This window comes from Pontibacter sp. JAM-7 (assembly GCF_048548695.2).
Classification (GTDB): domain Bacteria; phylum Pseudomonadota; class Gammaproteobacteria; order Pseudomonadales; family Balneatricaceae; genus Neptuniibacter.
On record NZ_JBLYIF020000002.1, the window covers coordinates 49,443 to 62,093 of the forward strand.

The 12,651-nt window shown below is 51.7% G+C and carries 13 protein-coding genes; 8 read left to right on the top strand and 5 right to left on the bottom strand.

Annotated features, from left to right (window positions below):
* Positions 1–131: 131 nt before the first annotated feature.
* From ACFVYJ_RS02450 to ACFVYJ_RS02460, 3 genes are all read left to right on the top strand, one after another.
* On the top strand, positions 132–1,205 hold the full coding sequence (locus tag ACFVYJ_RS02450) for an AraC family transcriptional regulator (RefSeq protein ID WP_419415487.1): 1,074 nt from the start codon (positions 132–134) through the stop codon (positions 1,203–1,205).
* Between the two features lie 163 nt (positions 1,206–1,368).
* Entirely contained in the window at positions 1,369–2,082 is a 714-nt protein-coding gene (locus tag ACFVYJ_RS02455; RefSeq protein ID WP_419415486.1) for a HupE/UreJ family protein, read from the top strand.
* A gap of 7 nt (positions 2,083–2,089) precedes the next feature.
* Positions 2,090–2,659, top strand: coding sequence for a hypothetical protein (locus tag ACFVYJ_RS02460; protein ID WP_419415485.1), 570 nt, complete (start codon positions 2,090–2,092; stop codon positions 2,657–2,659).
* Between the two features lie 85 nt (positions 2,660–2,744).
* On the opposite strand, the gene modC is transcribed toward ACFVYJ_RS02460, so the two are convergent.
* From modC to modA, 3 genes are read right to left on the bottom strand one after another with little or no spacing between them, the layout of a single operon-like run.
* Positions 2,745–3,821, bottom strand: coding sequence for a molybdenum ABC transporter ATP-binding protein (modC, locus tag ACFVYJ_RS02465; protein ID WP_419415484.1), 1,077 nt, complete (start codon positions 3,819–3,821; stop codon positions 2,745–2,747).
* On the bottom strand, positions 3,818–4,519 hold the full coding sequence (gene modB, locus ACFVYJ_RS02470) for a molybdate ABC transporter permease subunit (protein ID WP_419415483.1): 702 nt from the start codon (positions 4,517–4,519) through the stop codon (positions 3,818–3,820). The genes modC and modB overlap by 4 nt, the downstream gene beginning before the upstream one ends.
* 9 nt (positions 4,520–4,528) lie before the next feature.
* Complete coding sequence (modA, locus tag ACFVYJ_RS02475) at positions 4,529–5,278, bottom strand: molybdate ABC transporter substrate-binding protein (RefSeq protein ID WP_419415482.1); 750 nt, start codon at positions 5,276–5,278, stop codon at positions 4,529–4,531.
* Positions 5,279–5,416: 138 nt separating this feature from the next.
* On the opposite strand from modA, the gene ACFVYJ_RS02480 reads away from it, so the two are divergent.
* Entirely contained in the window at positions 5,417–6,265 is an 849-nt protein-coding gene (locus ACFVYJ_RS02480; protein WP_419415481.1) for a class I SAM-dependent methyltransferase, read from the top strand.
* A 40-nt stretch (positions 6,266–6,305) separates the two neighbouring features.
* Here the strand turns inward: ACFVYJ_RS02480 and ACFVYJ_RS02485 are convergent, their stop codons facing one another.
* On the bottom strand, positions 6,306–7,184 hold the full coding sequence (locus tag ACFVYJ_RS02485) for an AraC family transcriptional regulator (protein WP_419415480.1): 879 nt from the start codon (positions 7,182–7,184) through the stop codon (positions 6,306–6,308).
* A 204-nt stretch (positions 7,185–7,388) separates the two neighbouring features.
* On the opposite strand from ACFVYJ_RS02485, the gene ACFVYJ_RS02490 reads away from it, so the two are divergent.
* The 4 genes from ACFVYJ_RS02490 to ACFVYJ_RS02505 are packed head-to-tail and all read left to right on the top strand — an operon-like array spanning position 7,389 to position 11,752.
* Entirely contained in the window at positions 7,389–7,850 is a 462-nt protein-coding gene (locus ACFVYJ_RS02490; RefSeq protein WP_463254958.1) for a (2Fe-2S)-binding protein, read from the top strand.
* Positions 7,851–7,871: 21 nt separating this feature from the next.
* Entirely contained in the window at positions 7,872–10,079 is a 2,208-nt protein-coding gene (locus tag ACFVYJ_RS02495) for a xanthine dehydrogenase family protein molybdopterin-binding subunit (protein ID WP_419415478.1), read from the top strand.
* A gap of 18 nt (positions 10,080–10,097) precedes the next feature.
* Positions 10,098–11,120 (top strand): XdhC family protein, encoded by a 1,023-nt coding sequence (locus ACFVYJ_RS02500; protein ID WP_419415477.1) that lies wholly within the window; start codon positions 10,098–10,100, stop codon positions 11,118–11,120.
* Entirely contained in the window at positions 11,120–11,752 is a 633-nt protein-coding gene (locus ACFVYJ_RS02505) for a nucleotidyltransferase family protein (protein ID WP_419415476.1), read from the top strand. The genes ACFVYJ_RS02500 and ACFVYJ_RS02505 overlap by 1 nt, the downstream gene beginning before the upstream one ends.
* On the opposite strand, the gene ACFVYJ_RS02510 is transcribed toward ACFVYJ_RS02505, so the two are convergent.
* Positions 11,718–12,602 carry a LysR family transcriptional regulator gene (locus ACFVYJ_RS02510; protein WP_419415475.1) on the bottom strand — a complete coding sequence of 295 codons (885 nt, stop codon included), beginning with the start codon at positions 12,600–12,602 and terminating at the stop codon, positions 11,718–11,720. The genes ACFVYJ_RS02505 and ACFVYJ_RS02510 overlap by 35 nt on opposite strands.
* Between the last annotated feature and the right edge of the window lie 49 nt (positions 12,603–12,651).

Consider the following 12,651-nt stretch of genomic DNA (forward strand, 5'->3'; position numbering starts at 1 on the left):
TGTTATTTACATGCCGTCTTTTATGTTGCGTTAAATTGTCTGTAATTCGCTAACATCTTTATTCACAACTAGAGTATTGGGTAGCCGGATATGCCCGGTGTCCTATTACTGTGTAAGTTGTGAGGCAGTATATGTCGCGACGTTTTTCTGTCCCGGTTAGCTTTGTCCGGCAACTGCTGGAGCAGGTTGCGCAGCAGGGTATAGATACGCAGCAGTTATTGGCCGAGGCGGGTCTGGATTTAGCCACGCTGGAGCGCAAACAACGCCTACCCGCTGCTCAGTTTGGCGATCTGTATCAGCGCGTAATGTACCTGGCTCAGGATGAATTTTTTGGCATGCTCAGCGGAGGCAAAGTGCCGCTGGGCACATTTCGCATGATGTGCCATGCCATCTTGCACTGCGCAACTCTGGAAAAGGCGATCTACCGCGCCAGTGCCTTTCATGACATCTGCAGGGGGGTGCAGGTAAAACCGAAATTGGTGCGGCAGGGGCGTTATGCTCACCTAAGTTTTGCTGCCGTTGAAGTGGCCGAACAACCACTGCAGGAGCTACTGAGTAAAGCGGCACCGGTAACCATTCGTAACTCGTTGGCCATGTGGCACAGTTTTATCTGCTGGTTAGTCGATTATCCGGTGTCACTTAAGGCAGTTTATTTTAGCTTTGACCGACCGCATGATAGTGAAGAATACGGCGTATTATTTCAGGCCAGTATTCACTTCGCGCAGCATGATAATGCCCTGGTGTTTCCGGCCCGGTTTCTTGACTTGCCGTTAGTCCAGACTGAAGCCTCTCTGCGTACTTTTCTTAAAACGGCCCCCTATCCATTGTTCGCCAGAGTCGCTCAGGACAGTTCGCTGCAATCACGGGTAACCGCGCTGTTGGCAAAATCCCAGCAAGGTGCGATACCCAGCATAGAAGAGGTGGCTACGCGATTGCATATGTCCACTTCAACCCTGCGGCGGCGTCTGTTGCAAGAGCAGAGTTCGTATCAGCAGATCAAAGATGAGAGCCGCTTAAGAACGGCAATATCCTATCTGAATGCGCCTCAGCTGAGTCTGAATGACATAGCCGAATTGATGGGCTTCAGGGAACCATCAGCGTTTTTCCGTTCTTTTAAAAAATGGAGTGGCATGACGCCCAGTGAATACAGGCAGAGTGATGCCTATCAGAAAGGCACTCTGGTTGAGCCTCGTCTGCGCCGATAGTCGCAAGCGAAACAGCGTAAATGTTTGCGGCAGAAGTTGCCTTTATGCTGGCATGGAAATCAGGTACAGTTTTTTGCTTTGATACACAATTTAGCTCCAACCCCATCCAAGTCTGCTGACAACACGTAGAGCGTATGTCCAGTCACCAGTAAATGTACCTGTAATGGCGGTTTGTTCATTGAATATTGTTCCCAGAATCTGGCTACCTGGCCTATTCGTCATCTTTTGTCTGCTATCAGTCGGGCAGGTTTATGCCCATGGAGTGGCAGGCAGTGATGCTCAGTATCTGCAGTCTGTTGATGGCATAGCGGTGATGCCCTTTATCTACCTCGGGGCCAAGCATATGGTGACGGGGTATGATCACCTGCTGTTTCTGGCTGGGGTGGTATTTTTCCTCTACCGCCTGCGCGATGTTGGTATCTATGTCACGTTGTTTGCGTTGGGGCACAGCCTCACCCTGTTGACTGGGGTGCTCGCCAATATTTCGCTAAACGCCTATTTGATCGATGCCATTATTGGTTTGTCTGTGGCGTATAAAGCGCTGGATAACCTGGGGGCGTTTCAGCGTTGGTTTGGGGTGTCGCCTAATCAGAAAGCTGCGGTACTGTTTTTTGGTCTATTCCATGGTTTTGGCTTGGCAACCAAACTTCAGGACTTTCAATTGCCGGCAGATGGACTGTTATGGAATCTGGTGGCCTTTAATACCGGCGTCGAGATTGGCCAGCTACTGGCGTTAGTCTGGATTGTCCTACTGATGGATTTCTGGCGTAAACGCCCAGCATTTATCCGCCACGCCTATGCCGCCAATATGTTACTACTGACTGCCGGGTTTATGTTGGTAGGTTATCAGTTAACCGGTTATTCGCTCACTTTGTGAGGTTGTTATGCACGATATTACGGATCTCAATAAACAGCTGCCATCTTTCCGTCAGCTGGTGTTCAGTACCATCGCCGCTGCAGGCGTTGCTGCCACCCTGTTAGTGGTCGCAATATTACCAGCGGAATACGGGGTGGACCCAACTGGCATGGGTGAAAGATTGGGCATGCTGGCGTTAAATCAAACTACAGATGCTGAATCTGAGCCGGTTACAGCGACTGCAATTGAACTGCATATGCCGGTTGTTAATAGCTGGCGTGAAGATCGCAATCAGCTGGTTCTGATGCCGGGGCAGGGCGCTGAATTGAAAGCGATTATGCAGCCGGGTGATGGCTTTATCTATCAGTGGCACGCCGAAGGCGGTATGGTGCATTTTGATATGCATGGTCAAAAACCGGGCGCTGCTGCCAATGATTTCACCCGTTATTGGTTAGAAGATAACTGGAGTGATGCACAGGGCGTGTTTCAGGCAAGTTTTGCCGGAGAGCATGGTTGGTACTGGGAAAATCGTAGCCAGCAGCCGGTCACCATTACCCTGAGTTTGCAGGGCTACTATGACTCGGTATACATGCCATGAATAGGATAATGCGCGATTAAAGCATGTGTAAATTAGTCATTAAATTACATTAAAAAAATAATCTATATACTTGAAAAATATAGTTTTAGTAGGCCAGTGCGGCTGACTTTATCTGTGCCCACAGTCTCTGGCCGGGCTCTAGTCCGAGCCCTGCAATGGCTCGGTGTGTAATGCGTGCCAGCAGCTGGCTATCACCGCATGCCAGAGTGATGAGCGCCGTGGCAGGGTCCTGAGTCGGGTTGATCTCAACCAGTTCTACTTCCACCCGGTTTTGAATGGTACTGCTATGTTCGGCAGTGCAGCTCAAGCTGACATCACGCGCCAGAATTCTTAATCGTACGGCTTCACCTAAGGCTTGTCCGGTATCGGCCATCCAGATTCGACCACCGGAAAACTCGGCTTGCATCAGGTGCCATTCAGGCTCTCGTCGTTTGATGTTGGCAGGAATAACCACTCCCGTTTCTTCGCCAAAATAGCGGCTGTGTTCTGGCTGACTCAGAATGTCAGCAAGCGGCCCCTGCGCCTTGACCTTGCCTTGATCCATGACCACCAGATAGTCCGCCAGGCGTGCGACTTCATCCATGGCATGGGTGACATAAATAACCGGCAGATTAAACTCTGCCTGAAGTTGCTCGAGATAGGGCAGAATCTCCTGTTTCAGCGGCAGATCCAGTGAGGACAGGGGTTCATCCATCAGTAATAGGTCGGGTTGGGTAAGCAAGGCGCGACCAATAGCCACCCGTTGACGTTCCCCGCCAGAAAGCTGAGCGGGCATTCGGCACAGCAAAGGCTCTAACGCTAGCAGCTGAATAACTCTAGGCCACAGGCCACTCTGCTGTTTGGCGCTACGTTTGAATGCATAGCGCAGGTTTTTTTCTGCTGAAAGGTGGGGCAGCAGGCTGGCTTCCTGAAACACGTATCCCAGCGGGCGTTGGTGTACAGGCATAAAGTGAGCAGTATCCTGCCACTGCTGTGACTTCATCTGCACCTGCCCTTGGGCGCTGGTTTCCAGCCCTGCGATGCAGCGTAGCAGGGTCGTTTTACCACAACCCGAGGGACCGAAAATCACACTGATACCCTGGCCCGGGAGTGACAGATTAACGTCGAGCTTGAATGCGTCACGTTGTAGCTGCAATGCCAGTGAGATGCGCTCGGCTGTCATTGGCTTAACCCTGAAGTCATGGTGGCTCGGCCATAGCGCCGCTGTAACAGATAAAGTGCCAGTAAGATCAGGAATGAAGTCAGTACCATCAGCCCGGCAAGGCTATGTGCTTGCGGGTAATTGATTGCTTCGACATGGTCATAAATCTGCACTGAAACCACCCGGGTCTGATTGGGTATATTGCCGCCCAACATCAGCACCACACCGAATTCGCCAATGGTATGAGCAAAGCCAAGTACGCTGGCGGTGAGGAAGCCGGGTCTGGCCAGTGGTAATACCACGGTAAAAAAACGATCCCAGGGGCTGGCCCGTAAGGTCGCGGCGACTTCCATAGGCCGCTGCCCCATTGCTTCCATGGCATTTTGAATGGGTTGTACGACAAACGGCATGGAATAGATAACTGAGCCGACCACCAACCCCCAGAAGGTGAAGGGCAGGGTACCCAGGCCAAGCTGTTGGGTCAGTTCACCAATCCAGCCCTGCGGTCCCATGGCTAACAATAAATAAAAACCAATCACTGTAGGAGGTAATACCAGTGGCAGACTGACAATTGCACTGACAGGGGCTTTTAGCCAGGAGCGGGACTGCGATAACCACCAGGCCAACGGGGTACCGATAAGCAGCAAGATCAGCGTTACTGTGATCGCCAGTTTGCAGGTTAACCACAGGGTTGCTAAGTCCGCTGCCGTAAGGGTCATGTCAGGCTGTTACTCCGGAGTGCTGTAACCATACTGTTGCATCAGGTGCGTTGCGCTTTTACTGCGCATAAAGTCAAGAAAGCCAATAGCCGCGACTGAATCTGCAGCGTGTTTTAATAATACCGCATCCTGACGAATGGGGGGGTATAGGTTTGTTGGCACAATCCAGGCAGAACCTGTCTTGAGTTGACCTTGATAAAAAATCTGTGACATGGCGACAAAACCAAAATCGGCATTGCCGGTACTGACAAACTGATAAGTCTGGGCAATATTTTCACCCATAACCCAGCGATTCTGAGTTGCCGTAATCAGATTATGGTGTTCCATCGTCAGGATAGCAGCGGCACCATAGGGGGCCAGCTTGGGGTTAGCCAATGCCAGGTGGTTGAAGTTTGTTGTTTTCAGCGTATCCGCATTCAGTGTCATGCCCGTGCGGGGAGTCCATAATGCCAGGCTTCCCACGGCATAAGTGAAACGCGAGCCTGCAACGGTCAGCCCTTGCTGCTCCAGAGCGGCAGGTTTCTCCTGATCGGCTGACAAAAACAGATGGAACGGTGCACCCTGCAACAGCTGGGCATAGAATTTACCGGATGCGCCAAAAGAAAGATGAACCTGATGCCCGGTTTGCTGCTCATACTGCCAGGCGATTGCTTTCATTGGTGCGGCAAAATTGGCTGCTACCGCAATATAGATCTCCTCCGCCACAGATAGCGGTGAGAGCAACATTAAAGCGAGTGATAACCAGCGGCTTTTCGGCATAAGCGTTTTGTCAGTGTGTTGATCTGATGGAGGGAAGACACAGTCTATAATCTCATATATTCAGTTCAAACAAACTGTTAGGTCGATTTAAAGGTTCGTAAAACACTCTTACACCAGCGTAATAGAGGAATACCTAAGGTGCTAAATAACACACTATCAACAGGACTATTGGCGCGTACGCTATCGTCTGCAATCTGTATCCTGGCGTTGCAGTCAGCACCTGTGTTGGCTGACCAAGCCACCTTGGCAGGCGTGCTCGCCAGTGAGCACAGAGGCGTGTCCAGCGAGCGTGATCAATATCGGCATCCCAACGAAACTCTGACTTTTTTTGGCCTGCAACCGGCGCAAACTGTCGTTGAAATATGGCCGGGTAGTCAAGGCTGGTACAGCGAAATCCTGGCACCGTATCTAAAGCACAGCGGACAGTTTTATGCTGCACAGTTTAATGCTGATTCTTCGGCTGCGTTTTACCGCAATGCCCGGCAGCACTTTATCGATAAGCTGGCGGCTGACCCGCTCCACTACAGTGCGGTAGAGGTAACCACTTTTAATCCACCGCAATATGTTGATATTGCGCCAAAGGCCAGTGTCGACATGGTACTGACGTTTCGTAATGTGCATAACTGGTATATGCGTGGCGGCGGTGAAACAAGAGTATTGGCAGCGTTTAAGGCATTTTATGCTGCACTGAAACCGGGGGGGGTGCTGGGTGTTGTAGAACATCGCCTGCCGGAATCCCGACCTGCCGCTGATATGGAATCCAGTGGTTATATGCATACTTCATTTGTTATCAGCGTCGCTGAAAAGGCGGGTTTTACACTGCAGGCACAGAGTGAAGTTAATGCCAATTCAGCAGATAACACGCTGCACCCCAACGGGGTATGGAGCTTGCCGCCGACTTTACGCGGTGGCGAAAAGGGCCGAGAGCGTTTCCTGGCGATTGGTGAAAGTGACCGTATGACGTTGAAATTTACCAAACCGGACTGAACCAGCATTCAGGCCCACGTTCACCGGGTGAACCGCTTAGTTAGTCCAGAAAATGCTGAATCTCACGCGGTGAGTGGCCAAACAGTCGCTTGAATTCACGACTGAACTGCGAGGGGCTGTTATAACCCACCCGGTAGCAGGCATCACTGGCATTGGTGCCACTGCAGAGCAGGCTGCGAGCCTGATGCAGGCGCAGGTTCTTCACAAACTGCATTGGCGAAAACGAGGTATAGTTTTTGAACTGTTCGTGCAGTACAGAAGGGCTCATCTGTGCCACCCCGGCAATGGTGTTGATATCCAGCGATTGATGAAAGTTCTCTTCCAGATAATGGATGACCGATGCAATACGCACCGCACCGCCATGGTTGGTAACACAGTTACGCAATAGCGCACCATGTGGTCCTTTCAACACCTCATAGAAAATTTCCCGCTTAATGCTTTCCCCCAGAATCTGATAATCCATAGGGTTGTTCAGCAGCTTTACTAGTCGATCCAGTCCGTTGATGAGCCGATCTGTCAATGGTGCTGATGCCAGAATGTCTGCACTGTGGTTTTGGTTATCAATGGCGGGAAAGTCCTCCATCTGCAAGATCAACTGGCTGACAAGATTCGGTTCCACTTCCAGACTGAGTCCCAAATAGGGGTGTTCCGGTGAGGTGTCGTTGACCTCTGCCTCGATGGGAAGGGTGAGAGAGTTGATCAGGTAATGATTGGGATCATAGGTAAAACTCTGATCACCCAGAAACACCTGTTTATGTCCCTGGATTACTGCGCAGATGGAGGGTTTGTAGACCACCGGTTTGCGCGGCACATCCTTTTTGGCACGGTACAGGCGAAGGCCTTCGATGCTGGTGATGTTGACACCTTCTTCTGCCGCGAAGGTGGCGATGGATTGTGCCAGGTGCGACCGAAGCAGCATTAAATATCTCCAGCATAGGCGGTGGTATATGCAGAGAATTATGTCATTAGTACAACTTCTGGAACAGATAAATCGAAAACGTGCGGAGTTTTATGCAAACAAAAAGGATGATCGCGATAACGGTACAGGGGTTTTAGAGCCACTATTTTAATCTGAATTATTTTTCTTTGCTCTTACCCTGCGCCAGACATAGATAGGGAGTTAATTATGCCGGTGACGTTAAACATTAATGGTGTTGATCAAACAGTTGATGTTACACCAGATACGCCTTTGCTATGGGTGATCCGCGATGGCCTGAAGATGACAGGTACTAAATTTGGTTGCGGCATGGCGATGTGTGGTGCCTGTACGGTGCATCTGGATGGCCAGCCGGTTCGCTCTTGCTCTACGCCGGCTCAGCTTGCTGAAGGCAAAAAGATCACCACAATTGAGGGGCTGGACTCGCCGGTGGCGCAGGCGGTCCAGACTGCCTGGAACGACCATCAGGTTCCCCAGTGTGGTTACTGTCAGTCTGGTCAGATTATGTCAGCGATCGCGTTGCTGGAAAAAACACCTCAACCGGATGACGCCGCGATTGATGCGGCCATGTCGGGCAATATTTGTCGTTGCAATACGTATGTCCGTATTCGCAGTGCCATCAAACATGCTGCTGAACTGATTGGTTAAGCCGGATAAGAGGAATTTTCAATGCGTCGTATGTATTTTCAAGAGCAGCCATTGTTGCACACTAACCGCCGTGACTTTTTGAAACTGATGGGGGGTATGGGTGCTGGTCTAACGCTTGGCTTTTCCACCCCGAATGCTCTGGCGGCGGCTACGCCTGCCTCCCGTCATCTCAATGCAGCGGGTGAGTTTACCCCGAATGCCTTTCTGCAGATCGGTAGCGACAGCCAGGTTAATGTGCTTATGAAGCACCTTGAAATGGGCCAAGGTACGTTTACCGGCTTGGCCTCGTTGGTAGCAGAAGAGCTGGATGCTGCTTGGGAGCAGATCAATCCAATACCGGCGCCCGCCGATCCCAAACGCTTTAACAACCTACTGTGGGGCGAGTTCCAGGGCACCGGCGGTAGTTCTGCCATTGCCAACGCCTTTATGCAGATGCGAACTGCGGGTGCGACGGCTAAAGCAATGCTGGTGCAGGCCGCTGCCAATCAATGGCAGGTGCCAGTGACGGAAATTGTTGTGGATCGAGGGGTAATCAGTCACGCAGCCAGTAGTAAGCAAGGGGTATTTGGTGATTTCGCCGCAGCGGCAGCAAACCTGCCGATCCCGGACAGTGAGTCGATTAAGCTGAAAGATCCGTCTGAGTTTATCTATATCGGCAAACGGGTGACGCGCAAGGATGTTGGTAAAACCGATGGTACCGCGATCTTCACTCAGGATATTCAGCTAGACGGGATGCTGACTGCTGTAGTGGCGCATCCGCCACGGTTTGGTGCCACAGTAAAAAGCTTTGACGCCAGTAACGCTCTGGCTGCGGATGGTGTTGTTGATGTTGTGCAGATTCCGCAGGGCATTGCGGTACTGGCTAGTGATTACTGGTGCGGTAAAAAAGCCCGTGACCTGTTGCAGATAGAGTGGGACGAAACCAACGCTTTTACGCAGGGCAGTGCCGAACTGGAAGCAGAATACCTTGCCCTGTCAGAACAAGACGGCCTGGTGGCGCGCAATGATGGTGATATCGATGCTGGCCTGTCTGGCGCTACACAACAGGTTGCCGCCAGTTATGTATTGCCGTTTCTGGCCCATGCGGCAATGGAGCCGCTCAACTGTGTAGCCAGGGTAACCAAAGACGGCTGTGAAATCTGGAATGGTGAGCAGCTTCACACCGCCGACCAGATGGCCATTGCCAAGCAACTGGGCATCCAGCCCGATCAGGTGAAACTCAATATGCTGTATGCCGGTGGCAGTTTTGGCCGCCGTGCCGATTCAACATCTGATTATCTGCTGGAAGCGGTCAGTATTGCAGAGCAGCGTCCGGGCACTGCGGTCAAAATGATCTGGAGCCGGGAAGATGACACCCTGGCAGGAAAGTATCGTCCGATGTATGTGCATCGCTTGCGCGGCGGATTGGATGCAGAGGGCAATATAGCAGCCTGGCAACACCACATCGTGGGTCAGTCTGTGGTTGAAGGTTCGCCATTTGAGGCATTCCTGATTAAGGATGGTATCGATAGTACCTCCGTTGAAGGTGTCGCGACCATGCCATATGCGATCCCCAATCTTAAGGTCGAACTTACCACTACCCAGAAACAGGTAACCGTACAGTGGTGGCGCTCGGTGGGGCACTCTCATACCGCGTTTGTGGTGGAAACCTTTATCGACCTGTTAGCCAGCCAGGCTGGCAAGGATCCCGTTGATTTCAGAATGCAGCTATTGGCAAAACATCCACGATGGCAGGGTGTGCTTAAACTGGCGGCAGAAAAAGCCAACTGGGGTGCTCCGCTACCGAAGGGTTGGGGACGCGGAATTGCCGTGCATGAGTCATTTTCCACCTATGTTGCACAGGTAGCAGCAGTGTCTGTGCAAGCCAATGGACAATATAAAGTTGAACGCGTGGTTTGTGCGGTCGACTGCGGCGTGCCAGTGAACCCGGATGTAATCAAGGCGCAGATGGAAGGGGGTATAGGGTTTGGTCTTGGCCCGGTGATCAACAGTGAGATTACGTTGCAAAAGGGTAAAGTAACAGAGACCAACTTCCACAACTATCAGGTACTCAGGATCAATCAGATGCCAGAGGTTGAGGTGCATATTGTGCCGTCAACAGAACCCCCTACCGGCGTCGGTGAGCCGGGAGTACCGCCCATTGCCCCGGCGGTGGCCAATGCACTGTCAGCGGCCACGGGTAAACGTTTCTACCGGCTGCCCATCAAGCCAGAAACGTTGACCATGTAGGCCCAGAGGTTAGCTAAAATGTCTAATCAACTCATGGGTATGCTCAATGCCTGGTATCCGCAACGAGATAGTTGCAGATGGGTATTGGGCACGGTGTATCGCACCGAGGGGCCAGCCTATCGCAAAGCGGGGGCCATGATGCTGTTTGGCAGCGAAGGCCAGCAGTTCGGTATGCTCAGCGGCGGCTGTCTGGAGTCGGACATTCATCACCATGCCAGAAAAGTCAGCTTGTCCGGCAAATCAATAACCCTGACCTACGATGGCACCGACGAGGATGATATCTCATTTCAATTGGGTATCGGTTGCGGTGGCACGGTGTATATTCTGCTGCAACCGCTGCACAAGGATAATGATTATCTGTCATTGGGTGATGTCTATCTCTGCCTGCGGCAGCAGGGGCAGGGTGACTATTATCAATGGATTCCTGATCAAAGCGGCCTCACCCGGGCCCGCTTCCATCCTGCTGCAAAAGTCAGTTCCGTATACCGCAGGCAACAGGGCGAGCTGCACATTAATAGCGAAGGCAGTTGGCTGAAAACACCGGTTGCCCCACCACCACATTTTTTGATTGTTGGCGGCGGCATTGATGCCAGACCCATGGCTGCGTTGGGCCATCAATTGGGCTGGCGTATATCGGTATGGGACCCTCGGCCGGCGAATGGTCGTCCTGAATATTTCAGACAGGCGGATACGCTGCTGAGCTGTCCAGCAAGTGAATTGATTGATTACGTTCGCTGTCAGCATGTTCACGCTGCAATTTTGATGACGCACAATATTGGCATGGATGCGGAAGTATTGCGCATGTTGGCTGACTATCCACTCTCTTATCTAGCGTTGCTGGGGCCGGTGAGCCGACGTCATGACGTACTGGAAAGAGCAGGCCTGGCAGGTGTGCAACTGCGCTCGCCGTTGGCTGGACCGGCAGGGCTCTATTTAGGCGGACAATTACCGGAAACCATTGCCCTCTCGGTACTGGCAGAGTGTCAGGCAATGTTGGAGCAGGGGACCGGCCACTCTATTAGCGGAGTGTTGGCCTACTAATGAAAATGGCAGCCCTGATCCTGGCCGCAGGTAAAAGTGCCCGCTTCGATGGTTGTAAGCTGCTGGCTGACGTGAAGGGTTTACCCCTGTTGCAGCGGACGATTATGACGGCTGAAGCTGTCTGTCCCGGCGAGGTGTTTGTTGTCACTGGCGCTTGGCATCAACAGATCAACCACGCGCAACACGCCGGGCAGATAACAGAAGTCCCATTATTGTTTAATCCGCAATGGTCCAAGGGCATGGGCTGTTCTTTAGCCCTGGGTGTCGCTGAGCTGGCCGATGACTATGAGGCTATTTTGGTCATGCTGGCGGATCAGGTGCAACTGGGGAGCAATGACCTTCTGCAGCTGACAGACTTGTTTAACGGGGGCAATATTGTGTGCAGTGAATATGCAAATCAGCCCGGTGTGCCGGCAATCTTTCCCCGGCCTCTGTTTCAGCAACTTATGCAGTTGACTGGAGATCAGGGGGCAAAAAATATATTAACCAATAGTCCGCTTGCAGTTGTCCGTTGCCCACTCCCTGCGGCTGAATTGGATATTGATAGCCGTGAACAACTGGCGCAGTGGTTGCGCCAAACCGAGCGTTTTTCTCCCCTCAAAGTCCCGACTGACGAATCTTGTCGATCATAAAATCTACCAGTAATTTTACCTTCATGGGCATATAGGTGCGGTGAGGGTAGAGTAGTTGTATCTCGCGTCCCTGGGGTTGCCAATCAGTCATTACCGGGACCAGTTCCCTGGCTTCGAGCTGAGATTTAATGATGTAGTGCGGCAGGTTACCAATACCTATGCCCTGTATAACGGCTTTGGTCGCGGTGCGCAGTTCATCCACCTGTAGGTGGCCCTGTGGCGTCAGCTGAACAAACTCTCCTCCGGTTCCCTGAAACTGCCAATTGGGTGTCCTAGCGGTCACAATCAACGGGAAGTCAGCCAATTGATCCGGATGAGTAGGGCTACCAAACTGCGTAATAAAAGCCGGACTGGCGCAGAGATGAAACTGCGATACAAACAGTTGTCGGCGGACCCAGTCTTTGATGGTGACATCACCGATACGGAAGGCGACATCGATACCCTCTTCACGTAGATCCAGATTCCGATTATCCAGAATCAGTTGTAAGTGGATGCCGGGATATCGTTGCATAAATTCAAAGAACCAGTCATCGAGTAATTCGGTTGCCAGCGCTACCGGTGCAGTCACCTTAAGTGACCCGCTGGGTGATGACAGTTCACCTTCTATTGCTTGCAGACTGTTATCCAATTCATCAAACAGCGGCTGACAACGACGATAAAACTGCTGGCCGGCTTCAGTTAATGAAATCTGGCGGGCATTACGATGCAGCAGTTTGACGCCCAGTTGTTGCTCAAACTGCTGCACTCGTCGACTCAGGGTTGAGGTCGGCATATTCAGGCTGGCTGCAGCGGCACTAAAACTGCCTTTATCTATAATGCGCACAAACAAGTAGAGATCTTGATAATTCATTATAAATTCCATATATGGGATTTAAATTCTCACTTAGGCTACTAAATTC